This is a genomic window from Novosphingobium ginsenosidimutans (assembly GCF_007954425.1).
Taxonomy (GTDB): Bacteria; Pseudomonadota; Alphaproteobacteria; order Sphingomonadales; family Sphingomonadaceae; genus Novosphingobium; species Novosphingobium ginsenosidimutans.
The window spans coordinates 2,489,996-2,506,974 of sequence record NZ_CP042345.1 but is presented as its reverse complement, the minus strand read 5'-3'; the positions used below and the strand labels follow the sequence as shown (position 1 = coordinate 2,506,974).

16 protein-coding genes and 1 tRNA gene are annotated in these 16,979 nt (G+C 63.5%); 10 read left to right on the top strand and 7 right to left on the bottom strand.

Translation table 11 applies throughout. The features are described from left to right. The first annotated feature begins 57 nt into the window (after positions 1-57). Positions 58-1,848, top strand: coding sequence for an ABC-F family ATP-binding cassette domain-containing protein (locus tag FRF71_RS12345; RefSeq protein ID WP_147090934.1), 1,791 nt, complete (start codon positions 58-60; stop codon positions 1,846-1,848). Here the strand turns inward: FRF71_RS12345 and FRF71_RS12340 are convergent. Next, on the bottom strand, positions 1,845-2,318 hold the full coding sequence (locus tag FRF71_RS12340; RefSeq protein WP_147091650.1) for a DUF6456 domain-containing protein: 474 nt from the start codon (positions 2,316-2,318) through the stop codon (positions 1,845-1,847). The genes FRF71_RS12345 and FRF71_RS12340 overlap by 4 nt on opposite strands. Positions 2,319-2,411: 93 nt before the next feature. Here FRF71_RS12340 and FRF71_RS12335 point away from each other — a divergent pair, with 93 nt between their 5' ends. Beyond that, on the top strand, positions 2,412-2,984 hold the full coding sequence (locus FRF71_RS12335; protein ID WP_147090933.1) for a helix-turn-helix domain-containing protein: 573 nt from the start codon (positions 2,412-2,414) through the stop codon (positions 2,982-2,984). Positions 2,985-2,998: 14 nt separating this feature from the next. Continuing rightward, on the top strand, positions 2,999-4,162 hold the full coding sequence (locus FRF71_RS12330) for a glycosyltransferase (RefSeq protein ID WP_337678487.1): 1,164 nt from the start codon (positions 2,999-3,001) through the stop codon (positions 4,160-4,162). Here FRF71_RS12330 and secF read toward each other — a convergent pair. The 3 genes from secF to yajC are packed head-to-tail and all read right to left on the bottom strand — an operon-like array spanning position 4,159 to position 7,126. Further along, positions 4,159-5,136: a protein translocase subunit SecF gene (gene secF, locus FRF71_RS12325; RefSeq protein ID WP_147090932.1), complete on the bottom strand. Its 978-nt coding sequence runs from the start codon at positions 5,134-5,136 to the stop codon at positions 4,159-4,161. The genes FRF71_RS12330 and secF overlap by 4 nt on opposite strands. 12 nt (positions 5,137-5,148) lie before the next feature. Then, on the bottom strand, positions 5,149-6,759 hold the full coding sequence (gene secD, locus FRF71_RS12320; RefSeq protein ID WP_147090931.1) for a protein translocase subunit SecD: 1,611 nt from the start codon (positions 6,757-6,759) through the stop codon (positions 5,149-5,151). A 31-nt stretch (positions 6,760-6,790) separates the two neighbouring features. Next, positions 6,791-7,126: a preprotein translocase subunit YajC gene (gene yajC, locus FRF71_RS12315; protein WP_147090930.1), complete on the bottom strand. Its 336-nt coding sequence runs from the start codon at positions 7,124-7,126 to the stop codon at positions 6,791-6,793. A 255-nt stretch (positions 7,127-7,381) separates the two neighbouring features. On the opposite strand from yajC, the gene FRF71_RS12310 reads away from it, so the two are divergent. Then, positions 7,382-7,458, top strand: a tRNA-Pro gene (locus FRF71_RS12310). Between the two features lie 28 nt (positions 7,459-7,486). Here FRF71_RS12310 and FRF71_RS12305 read toward each other — a convergent pair. Genes FRF71_RS12305 through FRF71_RS12295 form a run of 3 tightly spaced genes read right to left on the bottom strand, consistent with a single transcriptional unit; the run spans position 7,487 to position 12,125 of the window. Continuing rightward, complete coding sequence (locus tag FRF71_RS12305; protein WP_147090929.1) at positions 7,487-9,346, bottom strand: acetyl/propionyl/methylcrotonyl-CoA carboxylase subunit alpha; 1,860 nt, start codon at positions 9,344-9,346, stop codon at positions 7,487-7,489. Between the two features lie 11 nt (positions 9,347-9,357). Beyond that, a complete protein-coding gene (locus FRF71_RS12300) occupies positions 9,358-10,959 on the bottom strand; it encodes a carboxyl transferase domain-containing protein (RefSeq protein ID WP_147090928.1) in 1,602 nt (533 codons plus the stop codon). Continuing rightward, complete coding sequence (locus tag FRF71_RS12295) at positions 10,959-12,125, bottom strand: isovaleryl-CoA dehydrogenase (protein ID WP_147090927.1); 1,167 nt, start codon at positions 12,123-12,125, stop codon at positions 10,959-10,961. Before FRF71_RS12295 ends, FRF71_RS12300 begins: the two co-directional genes overlap by 1 nt. A 216-nt stretch (positions 12,126-12,341) precedes the next feature. Here FRF71_RS12295 and FRF71_RS12290 point away from each other — a divergent pair, with 216 nt between their 5' ends. From FRF71_RS12290 to accB, 6 genes are all read left to right on the top strand, one after another. Further along, positions 12,342-12,785, top strand: coding sequence for a MarR family winged helix-turn-helix transcriptional regulator (locus FRF71_RS12290; RefSeq protein WP_147090926.1), 444 nt, complete (start codon positions 12,342-12,344; stop codon positions 12,783-12,785). Next, complete coding sequence (locus FRF71_RS12285) at positions 12,778-13,857, top strand: HlyD family secretion protein (protein WP_147090925.1); 1,080 nt, start codon at positions 12,778-12,780, stop codon at positions 13,855-13,857. The genes FRF71_RS12290 and FRF71_RS12285 overlap by 8 nt, the downstream gene beginning before the upstream one ends. A 6-nt stretch (positions 13,858-13,863) precedes the next feature. Then, positions 13,864-15,477: an MDR family MFS transporter gene (locus FRF71_RS12280; protein WP_147090924.1), complete on the top strand. Its 1,614-nt coding sequence runs from the start codon at positions 13,864-13,866 to the stop codon at positions 15,475-15,477. Between the two features lie 121 nt (positions 15,478-15,598). Then, positions 15,599-16,012, top strand: coding sequence for a holin family protein (locus FRF71_RS12275; protein WP_147090923.1), 414 nt, complete (start codon positions 15,599-15,601; stop codon positions 16,010-16,012). Positions 16,013-16,114: 102 nt separating this feature from the next. Further along, positions 16,115-16,384, top strand: coding sequence for a hypothetical protein (locus tag FRF71_RS12270; RefSeq protein ID WP_147090922.1), 270 nt, complete (start codon positions 16,115-16,117; stop codon positions 16,382-16,384). A gap of 136 nt (positions 16,385-16,520) precedes the next feature. Then, on the top strand, positions 16,521-16,970 hold the full coding sequence (gene accB, locus FRF71_RS12265; protein ID WP_147091648.1) for an acetyl-CoA carboxylase biotin carboxyl carrier protein: 450 nt from the start codon (positions 16,521-16,523) through the stop codon (positions 16,968-16,970). Positions 16,971-16,979: the final 9 nt, after the last annotated feature.

Genomic DNA, 16,979 nt, shown 5'->3' with positions numbered 1-16,979 from the left:
TCCGCACCCCATCGGTGCTTGTCAACGCTCTGCCTCTCCCGCTAGGGCGCCCGGGCTATGGCCGCCGCACCGATCCTTTCCTGGGAAGCCCTGGGCCTGCAACAGGGCTCCGGCTGGCTTTTTCGCGATCTTGACCTGCACATCGGCCCGCGTGACCGGCTGGCGTTGATCGGCCGCAATGGTGCCGGCAAGACCACTTTGCTCAAGCTGATCTCGGGCGAGGTCGAGGCTGACAAGGGCAAGCGCTCGATCCAGCCTGGCACGAAGATCGTGATGCTGGAGCAAGATCCGTTCTTCACCGGCTATGACACGCTGATGGACTTTGCCTTGCACGGCAAGGATGCCCCGCCCCGTCACGAGGTGGAAGCCATCGCTGGCCAGTTGGGCATCGACATGAGCAGAAAGTCGGATAGTGCCAGCGGCGGGGAGCGCCGCCGTGCAGCGCTTGCCCGGGCGCTGGCCAGCGAGCCAGACTTGCTCCTGTTGGATGAACCGACCAACCACCTCGATATCACCGCGATCGACTGGCTGGAAAGCTGGCTCAGCCGCTATACCGGGGCCTTCGTGGTGATCAGCCACGACCGTACATTCCTGGAACGGCTAACCAAGGCAACCATCTGGATCGATCGCGGTTCGCTGCGCCGCAAGGAGATTGGCTTCGGCGGCTATGAGGCCTGGATGGAGCAGGTCTATGCCGAAGAAGCCCGCGCGGCTGAAAAGCTCGATGCCAAACTGAAGATCGAGGCGCACTGGCTGGAACGCGGCGTCACCGCGCGGCGCAAGCGCAACCAGGGCCGGTTGGAAAAGCTCTGGGAAATGCGTGCCCAGCGTGCCGCGATGCTCACCCCGCAAGGCACCGCGAAGCTGGGCCTGGCTGTGGATGATGCCAAATCCAAGGCCGTCATCGTGGCCGACAAGGTTGGCAAGAGCTTTGGCGACCGTCCGATCATCAAGGACTTCACCTTGCGGATCACGCGTGGTGACCGGATCGGGATCGTCGGCTCAAACGGTGCAGGCAAGACCACGCTCTTGAAGCTGCTGACCGGCGAGCTTGAGCCCGACACCGGCACGGTAACCCGCGCCAAGACGCTGCAAGGCGTGCTGATCGACCAGCAACGCAGCTTGATGTCGCCCGAAAAGCGGGTGCGTGATGTGCTGGCCGAGGGCGGCGACTGGATCGACGTGCGCGGGGTGCGCAAGCACATCCAGGGCTACCTTAAGGACTTCCTATTCGATCCGGGCCTCACCGATGCGCGGGTGGGAACGCTGTCCGGCGGCGAACGCTCAAGGCTGCTGCTGGCCCGCGAATTCGCCCGATTCTCAAACCTGCTGGTGCTCGATGAGCCGACCAACGATCTTGACTTGGAAACGCTCGACCTGCTGCAGGAAGTTATCGCGGACTATGACGGCACCGTCCTGATCGTCAGCCATGACCGTGACTTCCTGGATCGGACCGTCACGATCACGCTCGGGCTCGATGGCAGCGGCAAGGTCGATATCGTCGCAGGTGGCTATGCCGACTGGGAGAAGCAGCGGACCAGGCGGAATGTACCAGTCAAGGTAGCAAGGTATGCCGCCGATGCAGCGTCCGCCGCCCCACCGCCGCCGCCGCCAAAGAAGGCCAAGCTATCCTACAAGGACCAGCGCGATTACGAATTGCTTCCCCAGCGGATCGAAGAACTGCTGACCCAGATCGCCCGCGACGAAGCGTTGCTGGCAGATCCGGCGCTCTACACCCGCGATCCCGCCAGATTCGCCACGCTGACCAAGGCAATCGAAGCGGCCCGAGCTGAAAAGGAAGCGGCGGAGGAGCGCTGGCTGGAGCTGGCCGAGCAGGTCGAGGGCTAACCGATCCGGTAGAATCCGGCCACCCGATCAAGCGCAATTCGCAACACCAGTTTGCCGCTGCGCACCGGCCAGGCCAGCGCGCGCTCCGCAGTGGGGATGGACTCCCCGGCGCAGACCACCCGCCAGAGAATATCGCACAAGTCCCTGCCCGCGGCTGACAGCGCGCCATCAAAGCGTTGCCGCGCGGCAAGCTGCCGTTCGGTCGGGTTAAGCCCCCGCTCATTGCCACTGCCAGCCATCCGCACGACATCCCACCGCATCGTTACCCCGGGTGCGAGCTGGGCGCGCTCGAAATCGCGCCGCAAGCACTCGCCTGCCGCCAGCTGGGCATCGTTCAAGTGTCCGCGCGCGTGGAGCCAGGACAGCGGGCTTTCCGCAAGGTTCACGGTTACACGGCGGTGGCCGGCGCGTGGCGGCGTTGTCAGCGGGCCGGTGCTAACCAGTTCGCGTTCTACCAGAACCTGTTTGATGCGCGCCTCCTGTGATTCAACCGATTCGCAGCTTGCCAAATATGGCGATGTGTAGGAAAGCAGAAAAACCAATCTGGTTAATTGAGGTGCACCGTGATCAACCGCATCCGTGACATCCGCAAGCAGAAGGGCCTGACCTTGGCTGACGTGGCGGAGCGCTGTTCGCCGCCAACCACGGCCCAGACGATCGGCCGACTCGAAACCGGGATGCGGCAGCTTTCGCTCGCCTGGATGAACAAGATCGCTGCCGCGCTGGAAGTGGAACCCGAACTGCTGGTGCGCGGAGCAGAAAGCGAGCAGCCCCGCTACATCGCCCGCTTTACCGAGAACGGCGCCGAAGCCCTGCCAGCACCGCGCGATGCGATACTGCCGACCGAGCTGGGCGGGGATGCGCCGCTTGTGGCGCTGGCGATCGAGCAGGGCGCGGGAGACTATCGCGCCGGGGACCAGGTCTGGCTGCGGCAACACGGGCCAGAACACTTTGCCCGTCTGCTGAACCGCGATGTACTCGCCCCCCGTCCCGGGGGCCGGTTTGCCTTTGGACGGATGATCGATCGCGACGAGAAGCGGATTGCCATCCTGCCACCAGGTCCGGGCACGCGCCAGGTGGTGATCGATGGCCCGGCCTGGATCGCAGTTGCGGAAATGCTGGTTCGCAAGCTGTGACGCGGCCCTTGCGCGTGCTGTCGATCAGCACGCTCTATCCAAACGAACATACCCCCAATTTTGGCGTGTTTGTTGAGCGACAGATGCAGGCCGTGGCCAAGCGCGGCGATGTCGATCTGACCTTGGTCAACCCCATCGGCCTGCCGCCCTTCCCGCTCTCGCTCCACCCGCGCTATCGGCAGCTGCGCGACCTGCCCGAACGTGAGCACCGCAGTGGTGTAAACGTACTTCGCCCGCGCTTCAGCCTGCTGCCAATGGTGGGCGCACGGTTCAATGCCGGCGCCATCGTTCGCGCCGTCCTGCCACTCGTTCGGCGACTTCATGCCGAGCAGAAGTTCAATCTGGTCGATGCCCAGTTCTTCCACCCCGATGGCTACGCCGCCGTGCGGATCGCCGCCGTGCTCGGCCTGCCCGTCTCAATCAAGGCGCGCGGCGCGGACATCCAGCATTGGGGGCGCCAGCGCGCCACCGCGGCGCAGGTGCGCAAGGCCGGCCGCCGAGCCACCGGCCTCCTCGCCGTTTCCAACGGCCTGATTGACGATATGACGGCGCTGGGCATGCCGCGCGAGAAGATCACGCTGCACCGGACCGGTCTCGATGCCGACCTGTTCCGGCCTTACGATCGCCGATTGTGCCGCGACCAGCTGGGCCTGCCGCGTGACAAGCCGGTACTGGCGACCGTCGGCGCCCTAATCCCGCGCAAGGGCCAACGCTATGCAATCGAAGCGTTGGCGAAACTCCCTGGGGCAATCCTGCTGATCGCCGGTAAGGGCGACGATGAGGCGATGCTGCACCGCCTCGCAGCGCAGCTGGGCGTGGCCGAGCGGGTCCGTTTCCTGGGCGCAGTGCCGCACGCTGAATTGCCGGTCCTGCTCAACGCCGCCGATGTCCTGGTCCTGCCCTCAAGCAGCGAAGGCCTGGCCAATGCCTGGGTCGAGGCGCTGGCTTGCGGCACGCCGGTCGTGACCACGCCGATCCCCGGCGCACAGGAATTGATCACCGATCCCGACTGGGGCCGACTGGTCCCACGCGACGGCTCGGCCATCGCCGCTGCCGTCAGTGCCCTGCTGGCCGAACGTTCCTCACCCGAGCGGGTCCAGGAAGCCGTCGCAGGGATGAGCTGGCAGGCCAATGCCGCCGCGCTCGTGGAGCACTGGCGGCGCCTGGCCGGCGCTTAGGCGCCTTCGCGGGCCAGCCGTTCCTGACGTTCGATTTCGGTCTCGGTCGGCACGAAGCTGCTGGGATTGACCTTCAGCCAGATCAGGATTGGCGCGGCCATGTAAACCGAGCTGTAAGTCCCGACGAAGATCCCCAGCGTGATCGCAGCGGTAAAGCCGAAGATCACGTTCGGCCCGAGCAGCAGCAACGCGACTAGCGTGATCAGCACCGACAACGACGTCACCATAGTGCGGCTCAGCGTTTCATTGACCGACAGGTCGAGCAGTTCCGGCATGGGCATCTTGCGGAACTTCTTCATGTTTTCGCGGATCCGGTCGTAGATCACGATCGTGTCGTTGAGCGAATAGCCGATCAGCGTCAGGATCGCGGCAACGATGTTGAGGTCAAACTCCATCTGCGTCAGCGCAAACATGCCCAGCGTCAGCGACACGTCGTGGACCAGCGCGAACAGCGCACCGACGCCGAATTGCCATTCGAACCGGACCCAGATGTAGATCGAGATCGCGACCATGGCTGCAAGCAGTGCCTGCATCCCGGTCTTGAACAACTCGCCCGAAACCTTACCCGAGACCGAATCCACGCCATCAATCCGCGCATCGGTATGATCGGCCTTGATCGCGGCAGTAATCTTGCGCGCCATCTGGTCGGCCAGGTCGGCGTTCTGGGCTGAACCTTCGGGCAGTCGCATCCGGATCGAAACTTCGTTCGGCTTGCCGAATTGCTGGATGATCGGCTCGCCATAACCCAGCTTGCCAACCGTCTCGCGCAGTTCGGCGACTGGCGCGGCAGGGGTGTTGACGAAGGTCACACGGATCATCTGGCCGCCGACAAAGTCGACCCCCAGGTTGAGCCCCTTGGTCAGGATCATGCCCCACGAGGCCGCGATCAGCAGAAGGCTGATCGCGTAGAACGGCACGCGCCAGCGCAGGAAGCGGATGTTGGTGTTGTCGGGAACTAGCTTGAGCAGTTTCATCGGTTGGCTCCCTCAGAGCACCAGGTCCGACGGGCGCGCGCTGCGCAGCCAGCCGGCGACCCACATCCGGGTCAGGGTAACGGCGGTGAAGACCGAAGTGGCGATCCCGATCATCAGCACGATCGCGAAGCCGCGAACCGGGCCGGATCCGAATGCAAACATCAGCACGGCAGCAATCAGGTTGGTCGCATTGCCATCGAAAATGGCGCTGCTGGCTTCCTTATAGCCCATCTCCACTGCGTTAACGACGCGCCGCCCGCGCGCCCGCTCTTCACGGATACGTTCGTTGATCAGCACGTTGGCGTCCACTGCCGCACCGATTGTCAGCACGAAGCCGGCGATACCGGGGAGGGTAAGCGTGGTGTTCATGATTGCCATGATCCCCAGGATCATCAGCGTGTTTATGATCAGCGCGAGGTTGGTGTAGACCCCGAAGCGGCCATAGGTGATCAGCATGAAGATCATCAGCGCCAGGGTGCCAACGCCGAATGCAATCGCGCCCTTCTCAATCGAGTCCGCACCCAGGTCCGGACCGACCGAGCGCTCCTCTACCACCTTGAGGTCGACCGGCAGCGCGCCCGAGCGCAGCGCAATGGCCAGCTGGTTGGCGCTTTCGATGGTGAAGCTGCCCGATATCCGGGCCGTCCCGCCGATAATCGGCTCGTTGATCACAGGCGAGGACAGCACCTTGCCGTCAAGAATGATCGCAAAGGGCTTGCCAACATTATCCGTTGTTAGCTTGGCAAATTTGGCCCCGCCCTGCTGATCGAAGGTGATGGTGACGACCGGTTCGTTGGTTTGCTGGTCAAAGGACTGCTGGGCATTGGTCAGGCGATCGCCCTTGATGCCGCCAAGGCGCTTGACGGCAATGGCGCCAGCCGGCTGGTTCGAGCCCGGAGCAGCTTCCAAAGGCACGATTTCCGATCCCGGTGGGGCAATACCCTGGGCCACGTCGCTCGGCAGGGCCAGGCTGTCGACCAGCTTGAACTCCAGCTTCGCAGTCTGGCCCAGCAGGCTTTTCAAGGCGGCCGGATCCTTGAGCCCGGGCACCTGCACCACGATGCGGTTTGAACCCTGACGGATGATCGTCGGCTCGCGCGTGCCCAGCGCGTCGATGCGCTTGCGCACCACTTCGGTCGCGGTATCCATTGCCTGGCTGATCGCCAGGTCAATTCCCGCCTGGGTTGGGCGCAGAACGATCCGGTTGCCATCGAGCACCTGCAGGTCCCAATCGCGCTGGCCCGTCAGCTGGGCGCCACTGGTCAACGTTTGCAGCTGTTCGCGCGCAGCATCGATCTGGCCCGGGTCGGCCACGATGAAGCTGACCGTGCCGTCCTTGGTCGAAATGTCGCCGATGCGGATCGCCGGGTCAGCCTGGCGCATCCGTGCGCGGACATCCTCTTCCATCGTCTCAAGCCGCTGGCGCTTGACCTGCTCGGGGTTCGCCTCAAGCAGGATGTGGCTGCCGCCCGCAAGGTCGAGACCCAGATTGATCTTGGGGCTCGGCAAGCTGTCAGGCAGGTTCACCCCGCCGACCGACAGGAGCGAAGGCAGCGCCGCCAGGCAGGCCAACAGAGTAATGGACCACAGCCAAAGCTGCTTCCAGCGGGGAAAATCGAGCATCGAGGACCTGCCTTGGTAGTTTTTGACCGGATCAGTCGTTCGCGGCCGTGCCGTTCGGCGGGATCACGTCGGCGATGGTCGACTTCAGCGCCTTCACCTTCATGTTCTGACCTAGTTCGATCTCGGCGTAATTCTCATCAACCTTGATCACCTTGCCGATCAGGCCGCCGCCGGTCAGCACCTGATCGCCCTTCTTGATCGCGGCCAGCTTGGTTTGATGCTCCTTCTGACGGCGCATCTGTGGGCGCAGGATCAGGAACCAAAAGATCACGACCATAGCGACCAGCGGCAGGAACTGGATCCAGACCGGCGGTTCGGCGGCAGCACCGCCAGCGGCGGCAAGGAAGGGAAGAAGCGGTGTGTGCATCGCGGTTACGGCTTTCGTGACATAGGGTTGCCCCACGCCCGGGACCCGAGCCCCCGGCGCAATTGCGCGCGACTAGCAGCAAGCCGCTGCCATAGCAACGCAGCCACCCGTCGAACCCGGCGCAGATGGCGCTTGTCCGCGCAGGTTCAAGGTCTTGAACTGTGCAGTGATCCGATTGTCGCTGTACGCTTGCCATGATGCCACACCCTGCCTATAGGCGCGGCTCCCCAGCCCGCCATGCGGGCAGGAACCGGTCGGGACGTAGCGCAGCCTGGTAGCGCATCACACTGGGGGTGTGGGGGTCGGAGGTTCGAATCCTCTCGTCCCGACCAATTTCCACGGCAGCTTTTGAAATTCGCTTCAGTCGCCCTGCGGCTCGATCCGTGCCAGCAAAGCCTCGACCTGCACCTGCGACCCGGCCACGGCCGAAAGTTCCGCCACCACGCCGTCGAACGGAGCCACCAGGGTGTGCTCCATCTTCATCGCCTCAAGCGTCAGCAGCTTCTGGCCCTTGGTGACAGCCTGACCCTGGGTCACCTCGACTGCAATGATCTTGCCCGGCATGGGCGAGAGAATGTCGCCGTCATGGGCGGAGTGGTGGCCACCGCCATCGACCCGTTCCAGGCTATAGCGACGGGCAAACCCGGCGTTGAAGGTCAGCACTTCGCTGGCAGGAGTGTCCGCTTCGACTTCGTCCACAGCGACAATGTGCAACGCACCACCATCGTCAACCAGCCGAACTTCGGCGCGTGGTGCAGAGTTGGCCCGAAAGCCAAGTGCGGCGGACCAGGGCCCTGTTCCCGGGCTTGCGGCCAGCAAGGCCGCCGCTTCGGCCAGTTCTTCCGCGTCGGGTGCTGGCGCATGGACCAGCACATCAAGATCACGCCCGATCAGGCTTGTATCAACATCGCCAGACTGGAATTGAGGATGCTCAAGCAACAAGCCGAGGAACCCCGCATTGGTCCGAACCGGCCAAACTTCAGTCTCATCGACGCCTTGCAGAAGCGTTTGGATTGCTTCGTCCCGGTTGGTGCCGCGTGCAATGAGTTTCGCGATCATCGGATCATAAAAGGGCGAGACTGCGCCCCCTTCTTCGATCCCGGTGTCAATCCGCAGATCGTCGCCGAAGCGCAAATGCTCAAGCGGCCCAATGGCGGGCAAGAACCCTTTCGCCGGATCCTCGGCATAGAGCCGCGCTTCCATCGCCCAGCCATTGATGCTCAGTTCATCCTGCCGCAGCGGCAGCGGCTCCCCGCTCGCCACCCGCAATTGCCATTCAACAAGATCGACGCCGGTGATCTCTTCGGTAACCGGATGCTCCACCTGCAGGCGGGTGTTCATTTCCATGAACCAGATCCGGTCGGCGCGCAGGCCTTCAGACGCATCTGCGATGAACTCGATCGTGCCGGCGCCTTCGTAGTTGACCGCCTTGGCCGCGCGGACAGCAGCAGCGCAAAGCTCGGCGCGGGTTGCTTCATCCATTCCCGGCGCCGGGGCTTCCTCAATCACTTTCTGATGGCGGCGCTGGAGCGAACAATCGCGTTCGAACAGGTGCACGATGTTGCCGTGGCTATCGCCGAACACCTGCACTTCGATGTGGCGCGGGCGCTGGATGTACTTCTCGATCAGCACGTGGGCGTTGCCGAACGAGGCGCTGGCCTCGCGCTGGCAGGAAGCGAGGCTATCGGCGAAGTCGTCGGCCTTCTCGACCAGCCGCATCCCCTTGCCGCCGCCACCCGCCACAGCCTTGATCAGCACCGGACAGCCGATCTCGGCAGCCTGCTGCGCCAGGAAGGGCGGGTCCTGATTTTCGCCCAGATAGCCCGGGGTAACCGGTACGCCAGCTGCCGCCATCAGCTGCTTGGCGGCATCCTTCAGTCCCATCGCCTCGATCGAAGCCGGCTTGGGGCCGACCCAGATCAGTCCGGCATCGATCACCGCCTGCGCAAAGGCAGCATTTTCGGACAGGAAGCCATAACCGGGATGGATCGCCTCGGCTCCGGTAGCTTTTGCGGCGGCAATGATCTTCTCGCCCAACAGATAACTTTCGCGCGCCGGTGACGGGCCAATATGCACGGCCTCATCAGCGTGGCGAACGTGCAGCGCCTTCGCATCAGCATCCGAATAGACCGCAATAGTGCGGATACCCATTGCGCGCGCCGTGCGGATGATCCGGCAAGCGATTTCGCCACGATTTGCGATGAGGAGGGAGTTGATCATCAATTCCTCCATCACATCCGGAACACGCCGAATGCCGGACGATCCGGCATCGGCGCTTCAAGCGCGGCGGCCAGCGCGAGCCCCAGCACATCCCGCGTCTGGGCCGGGTCGATCACCCCGTCATCCCACATCCGCGCCGTCGCGTAATAGGGATTACCCTCGTCCTCGTACTTCTGGCGGATCGGGTTCTTGAAAGCCTCGGCCTCTTCCGGCGTCCACTTGGCGGCATCGCGGTGGACGGTTGCCAGGACCGATGCAGCCTGTTCACCGCCCATCACCGAAATGCGAGCATTGGGCCAGGTGAAGAGGAAGCGCGGCGAATAGGCGCGGCCGCACATGCCGTAATTTCCGGCGCCAAAGCTGCCGCCGATCAGGACGGTGATCTTGGGGACAGTGGCGGTGGCAACCGCCGTCACCAGCTTGGCTCCGTGTTTGGCGATGCCTTCCGCCTCGTATTTGCCGCCAACCATAAAACCCGAGATGTTCTGCAAGAACAACAGCGGGATCTTGCGCTGGCAGGCGAGCTCGATGAAGTGCGCGCCCTTCACGGCGCTTTCGCTGAACAGCACGCCGTTGTTGGCCAGAATTGCCACCGGCATGCCCCAGATATGGGCAAAGCCGCAAACCAGCGTGCTGCCGTAATGCGCCTTGAACTCGTGGAACTCGCTGCCATCGACCAGCCGGGCGATCACTTCGTGCACGTCATAGGGCGCGCGGACATCGTCCGGGACTACGGCGTAGAGTTCCTCCGCATCGTACTTCGGCGCGCGCGGCTCCATCAGCGGCAGGCCGTGATCGTGGCGCGGGCCAAGATGGGAGATGATATCGCGAACGATGGTCAGCGCGTGCTCGTCGTTCTCAGCCAGGTGATCGACCACGCCCGACTTGCGGGCGTGCAGATCGCCGCCGCCCAGGTCTTCGGCGCTGATTTCCTCGCCGGTCGCAGCCTTCACCAGCGGCGGCCCGGCCAGGAAGATTGTGCCCTGGTTGCGGACGATCACCGTTTCGTCCGACATCGCCGGGACATAGGCCCCGCCGGCGGTGCAGGATCCCATGACGCAGGCAATCTGCGGAATGCCCTTGGCACTCATATTGGCCTGGTTGAAGAAAATCCGGCCGAAATGATCGCGATCCGGGAAGACCTCGGCCTGGTGCGGCAGGTTGGCGCCGCCGCTGTCGACCAGATAGATGCAGGGCAAGTGATTGGCCTCGGCAATCTCCTGCGCGCGCAGGTGCTTCTTGACCGTCAGCGGATAGTAGGTGCCGCCCTTCACCGTCGCATCATTGGCGACGATCATGCACTGGCGGCCTGAAACGCGCCCGATCGCGGTGATGATCCCGGCGCCGGGGATATCCTCGCCATAGACACCATTTGCCGCGAGCTGCCCGATTTCGAGCAAAGGAGAGCCCGGATCGAGCAGCCGTTCGACCCGCTCGCGCGGCAGAAGCTTGCCACGGCTGGTGTGGCGTTCACGGCTCTTCTCGTCCCCGCCGAGCGCCGCATGCGCCACCCTGGCGCGCAACTCCTGCGCCAGCGCCCGGTTGTGCGCTGCGCGGGCCTTGGCCTGCGGATCGTCGACGTTCAGCGTGGTTGCGATGACCGGCGCGCTCATCAAGCCGCCCCGATCAGTTCGCGACCGATCAGCATGCGGCGGATCTCGTTGGTCCCGGCGCCGATATCGAGCAGCTTGGCATCGCGCAGGTACCGTTCGACTGGCCAGTCCTTGGTATAGCCAGCGCCGCCCAGCGCCTGAACGGCCTCGCCCGCCACCTTGAAGGCATTCTCGCTCGCCAGCAGGATCGCACCAGCCGCATCGAAGCGGGTGGTCTGCCCGGCATCGCAGCTCTTCGCCACGGCATAGGTATAGGCGCGGGCTGATTGCAGCGCGACGTACATGTCCGCCACTTTCGCCTGCATCAGCTGGAACGCGCCGATCGGCTTGCCGAACTGCTTGCGTTCCCGCAGGTAGGGAATGACCGTGTCGAGGCAGGCCTGCATGATGCCGAGCTGCAGCCCGGCAAGGACCACGCGCTCGTAATCAAGGCCGCTCATCAGCACGCCGACGCCGCCGTGGAGCGGGCCCATGATCCGGTCTTCGGGAATGAAGCAATCGTTGAACACCAGTTCGGCCGTGGGGCTACCGCGCATGCCCATCTTGTCGATCTTCTGGCCGATCGAAAAACCCTCATCGCCCTGCTCAATCAGGAAAGCCGTAATGCCGCGCGAACCAGCCTCGGGCGAGGTCTTGGCATAGACCACCAGCGTATCGGCATAGGTCGCGTTGGTGATCCAGAACTTGGTGCCGTTGAGCACGTAACCGCCCTGCACTGCGTCGGCCTTCAGCTTCATCGAAACGACGTCCGAGCCGGCCCCGGCTTCCGACATGGCGAGGCTGCCAACGTGTTCGCCCGAGATCAGGCCGGGCAAGTACTTCGCCTTTTGCTCATCATTGCCCCAGCGGCGGATCTGGTTGACGCACAGGTTGGAGTGAGCGCCGTAGGACAGGCCGATTGAGGCCGAGGCCCTGCTGACTTCCTCGACCGCGATAACATGATCGAGATAGCCCAGGCCCAGCCCGCCCCATTCCTCTTCCACGGTAATCCCGTGCAGGCCCAGCTCGCCCATTGCCGGCCACAGTTCGGCGCGGGGGAACCAGTCCTCCGCATCGGCGCGGGCGGCGAGCGGGGCAATCTGCTCATCCGCGAACCGGCCGGTGACCTCGCGAATCATCTGGGCGCTTTCGGTCAGGGCGAAATCGAAATCTGGGGTGGCGCGCATGGGGTCTCCTCTTGCCGGATCCGCATTAGCAAGGCGGACGGCTATCGCAAACAGGTTGCGGGTGAAATCAATTGCGCAAAAGGGCTACACAGATTGCGGCAGGCGATGGCCCCACGATCAAGGCCAAGGCCCGCAGGCGCCTTAGCGCGATAAACCGCAGCGCACGATCAGACATCTGTTGATTTACTAAGCCAGCATACTATATGAATGCTCGCTATGAGCACGACAGCATATCTTCTGAGTGATACGGCGCGGCATTTGCGGCGGGCCTTTGACGCACGCGTCCGGCGGCTGGGCATGACCAGTGCCCAGGCCCGGCTGCTGCTGACCCTGTCGCGTCAGGAAGGTGAGAATCAGGCCTATTACGCCGAACTGCTGGAGGTCGAACCGATCTCGCTGGCGCGGATGGTCGACCGGATGGAAGAAGCCGGATTGCTCGAGCGGCGGCGCGATCCCGCTGATCGTCGCGCCTGGCGCCTGTTCCTGACCGAGCGGAGTTTTCAATTGATTGACAATGTGAAGGCCGGGCTGGCCGGGCTGGAGGACGAAATGCTCGATGGTCTCGATGACGCCCAGCGCGCCCTGCTGTGCGCGGCGCTCGAGGCTATCCGGACCAACCTGTCGGGTTCCTTCGCGGTACTGGAGGCGGTCAATGGCTGACGCCGATCCGCAACTGAACGTGGCCGGAGAAGGCCACAAGGAAGCGCGGTTTCAGGCAGCAAAGCCAGCCCGGCGTTGGGGCCGGCTGGCCCTGATGCTGTCTTTGCCGGTGGCGCTGATTATCGGCGGTGCGATCTATTGGAGCAGCCTGCAGGGCAAGGTTTCAACCGACAACGCCTATGTTCACGTCGACAAGATTTCCGTCAGCGCCGAGGTTGGCGGCAAGATCATTGGCGTGTTCGTAAAAGAAAACCAGCACGTCAGAGCTGGCGACTTGCTGTTCAAGATCGATCCGCAGCCCTTCGAACTGCAACTGGCGCAGGCCGATGCCGCCATTGCCACGGCCCAGGCGAGTGAAATCGCGTTGTCCAATTCAACCGCACTGTCCGGGGTCGATCTTTCTTCGGCGCAGGAGCAGTTGGCCTTCGCCCGGACCAAGCTTGAGCGGCAGGAAGCGCTCTGGCGACGGGGGTTCACGACCAAGGCGACCTTTGATGCCGCCCAGCACGAGGTCGAAATTGCCAAGGAAGCCGTGCGCATGGCCGACGCCAAGCGCCGGGAGGCTGCTGCCAAGCTCGCCACCGGTTCGCAGGTGCCCGGCATCTATCCGCAGGTCGCGGCCGGACTGGCCCAGCGGCGCAGCGCCGAACTCAATCTGAGGCGCACTGAAGTGCGCGCACCGGTGTCCGGCGTGATCGGCCAGGCCGACCGGCTGATGGTCGGCCAGGATATCATCACCGGCCTGCCCGCGCTTACCCTGGTGGCGGACGGTTCGCAGTACATCGAGGCCAATTTCAAGGAAACCGACCTTGCCGAAATGCAAGTCGGTCAGCGCGCCGAAGTGCGGATCGATGCCTATCCGGGTGTGGTCCTCAAGGGGCATGTATCGGCCATCGGGGCAGGCACCGGCAGCGAATTCTCGGTGCTGCCTGCGCAAAATGCGACCGGCAACTGGGTCAAGGTAACGCAGCGCGTGCCCGTGCGGATCGCGATCGATACGCCCAGCCCGCGCCCGCTGATTGCCGGCCTATCCGTGAAGACCACCGTCTTCACCGCCAACCGCAAGGACTGATCCGCCGTGGCCGGCCAGGCACGTCCGGCCAGTACGGCACGGGGTCCAGCGGCATTGACTGTGCAGGAAGATGTCGCAGTCCTGCCGGTAGAAAGCCCCTACCTACTCGCGGTCGGGGTTATGCTGGCATCGCTGGTGCAGATCCTCGATTCGACCATCGCCAACGTCGCCATTCCGCACATGCAGGCGACACTGGGTGCGACCCCGGACGAGATCAGCTGGGTCCTGACTAGCTATATCATCGCTGTGGCCATCACCATGCCGATCACCGGATGGCTGGCCGACAAGGTTGGATCGCGCCGCCTGTTCCTGTTTTCGGTCGTCGGCTTCGTGCTCTCGTCGATGCTCTGCGGTATGGCCCAGAACATCACCGAGATGGTCATTTTCCGTGCGTTGCAAGGCGCAACTGGGGCTTTCATTGCTCCGCTCAGCCAGGCCGCGATGATCGATACCAACAAGCCGTCGCGTCAGGCGCAGATGATGGCGGTCTGGGGCATGGGGATCATGATCGGGCCGATCATGGGGCCGATCCTGGGGGGCTGGCTGACCGAAAACTGGAACTGGCGCTCGGTCTTTTACGTCAACGTGCCGGTCGGCATCATCTCACTCGCCATCCTCATCCCGCAGCTACCGTCGCGTCCGATCGTCAAGCGCCGGTTTGATGTGACCGGCTTTGCGCTGCTGGCAACCACGCTGACCGCGATCCAGCTGCTACTTGACCGCGGCAATCACATTGACTGGTTCGCCTCGGGCGAAGCCTGGATCTATGCCTTCCTCGGCTTGTCGGGCGCATGGATGACCTTGATTCACATGACCACCACCAGCAATCCCTTGTTCAACCGCAGCCTGTTCAGCGATCCCAACTTTGTTTCCTCGATCGCGCTCAGCGTGGTTATCGGGGTGGTGATGTTCGCAACCATGGCGCTGCTTCCGCCGATGCTACAGCGCCTGTTCGGCTATGGCGTGATCGATACTGGCGAGGCGCTGATGCCGCGCGGGATCGGCACCCTGATCACGATGCAGCTATCAGGCTGGCTGGTGCGCCGCGGGTTCGATCCGCGCATCCTGATTGCTATCGGCTTCACCATCGCGGCGGTCTCGCTTTGGGAAATGTCACTGTGGTCGCTGCAGACCGATTACAGCCACATCGCCTGGTCGGGCTTTATCCAGGGCGTCGGCATGGGGCTGGTCTTCATGCCAATGAATGCCAGCGCCTTTGCCACGATTACCCCGGCCCTGCGCACCGATGGCTCCAGCCTGCTCAACCTTTCGCGCTCAATCGGCTCGTCAATCGGCATTTCGATTGTCACCGCGATGCTCGCACGCAATCTCCAGGTCAGCCATTCCGACCTGGCTTCGCACATTACGCCTAGCTTCATGCAGATGGTCGATTTCTCGACCCTTGACCGTTTTCAAGACGCTGGGGAAACGGCGCTGCGGCTGGTCGATGCAGAGATCAACCGGCAGGCGGCGATGGTGGCTTACATCGACAATTTCTACATGATGATGTGGATGACCATCTTCACGATTCCGCTGGTCGCCTTGATGCGTCGCACCAACCTGCGGCAGCAACGTCCTGCTGCTGGCAAGCCGATGCCAGCTGCCGACATACCGCACTGATCGGCCGACACACGCCTGGCGGCTCCGGGGCGCTGGCCGAGTAACGCGGTCATTGAACGTTTTCCTACTCCCGCAAATTCAGTTATCTGGTTCGGCTTCTTGCTACCAAAGGAGCCCTCCCATGCCCATTCTCGAAGCCCTGATCGGCCCGGTTGCCGCGCTTATCGACAAAGTGATTCCGGACAAGGGCGCGCGCGACAAGGCCAAGCTTGAGCTCCTGCAACTGCAGGGCTCGCAAGCCCTGGCCGAGATCGAGGCGCGGCTTTCGGCCATCGTCGCCGAGGCCAACTCGCAAGATCCCTGGACCAGCCGGGCCAGGCCCAGCTTCCTCTACGTGATGTACCTGTTGCTGCTGTGGTCGCTGCCGATGGGGCTGGTCGCTGCATTCCGGCCCGAAACCGCCCAGGCCATCGCCGCCGGGATGACCGCCTATCTTTCGGCTTTGCCCGAGGCGCTCTATGCACTCTTCGGCACGGGCTATCTCGGCTACACGGCAGCGCGTCAGTGGGGCAAGGTCGCCGGCACCGACAAATAATCCCCATTGGCATAGTTATTTTCGAGTAAGCTTTTTGCGCTATCGCTCCTGTCCTGCTTGGACAGTTCCATCCGCCCAAAGCAGGACAAGGAGTGATTTTGCGTGTCTGATCGTGTCCCTACCCCCAGAAAATCGCTTGTGCTGGCCGCAACTGCGCTGGCCCTCGTGCTGGCGGGCTGTTCGGGCCGGGATGAGGCTGAAAAGATCGCAAGGGCCGAAGCCGCCGCCGATCGCGCCGAAGACGCCGCCAAGCGCGCCGAAGCTGCCGCCAAGCAGCTGCCGCCGCCGCCCGTCGAACCGGCTGCTGCCGACGAACCCGAAGAGCCTGAACAGCAGGCCGACGAGCCAGCGCCGGAACCTGAACCGGCCTAGCAAACCCTGTGGGTTGCGGCCCCCATGCCTTATCTCTGCTCTTGCCTAGGCTCGCGAGCCCGCGCATAGGCGGTTGCCAAAGCAACCAGTCGAGGATCGCATGGCCGACAGCAAGGCAGGCAGCCGCCCCACCGGAATGAATATCGATACCGCGCTGGTGCGCGAACTGGCGGAAATGCTCGCCGATACGGGCCTGACCGAAATCGAGGTTGAGGACGGCGATCGCAAGATCAAGGTTTCGCGCGGCGGCGGTATCGCCCCGGTGATCCACCACGCACCAGCCCCGGTTGCTGCCCCTGTTGCACCGGCTGCCGCAACTGCACCGGCCGCGCCGGTCGCGCCTGCCGCCGATCCCAATGCAGTCAAGTCGCCGATGGTCGGTACCGTCTACATGGCTCCCGAACCCGGCGCAGCCAACTTCGTGAGCGTCGGCCAGGCCGTGAAGGAAGGTGACACGCTGCTGATCATCGAGGCGATGAAGGTGATGAACCCGATCGCTGCCCCGCGTGGCGGCACGGTAACCGCGATCCTGGTCGACAATGCCCAGCCGGTCGAGTTCGACCAGCCGCTGGTCGTGATCGCGTAAGGCGCAAAC

Bases quoted from the DNA above. Each gene is read 5' to 3' on its own strand.
- FRF71_RS12285 (WP_147090925.1), top strand. From the start codon at position 12,778: ATGGCTGACGCCGATCCGCAACTGAACGTGGCCGGAGAAGGCCACAAG.
- accB (WP_147091648.1), top strand. From the start codon at position 16,521: ATGAATATCGATACCGCGCTGGTGCGCGAACTGGCGGAAATGCTCGCC.
- FRF71_RS12295 (WP_147090927.1), bottom strand. From the start codon at position 12,125: ATGCGCGCCACCCCAGATTTCGATTTCGCCCTGACCGAAAGCGCCCAG.
- FRF71_RS12300 (WP_147090928.1), bottom strand. From the start codon at position 10,959: ATGAGCGCGCCGGTCATCGCAACCACGCTGAACGTCGACGATCCGCAG.
- secF (WP_147090932.1), bottom strand. From the start codon at position 5,136: ATGAAACTGCTCAAGCTAGTTCCCGACAACACCAACATCCGCTTCCTG.
- FRF71_RS12290 (WP_147090926.1), top strand. From the start codon at position 12,342: ATGAGCACGACAGCATATCTTCTGAGTGATACGGCGCGGCATTTGCGG.
- FRF71_RS12345 (WP_147090934.1), top strand. From the start codon at position 58: ATGGCCGCCGCACCGATCCTTTCCTGGGAAGCCCTGGGCCTGCAACAG.
- yajC (WP_147090930.1), bottom strand. From the start codon at position 7,126: ATGCACACACCGCTTCTTCCCTTCCTTGCCGCCGCTGGCGGTGCTGCC.
- FRF71_RS12305 (WP_147090929.1), bottom strand. From the start codon at position 9,346: ATGATCAACTCCCTCCTCATCGCAAATCGTGGCGAAATCGCTTGCCGG.
- secD (WP_147090931.1), bottom strand. From the start codon at position 6,759: ATGCTCGATTTTCCCCGCTGGAAGCAGCTTTGGCTGTGGTCCATTACT.
- FRF71_RS12275 (WP_147090923.1), top strand. From the start codon at position 15,599: ATGCCCATTCTCGAAGCCCTGATCGGCCCGGTTGCCGCGCTTATCGAC.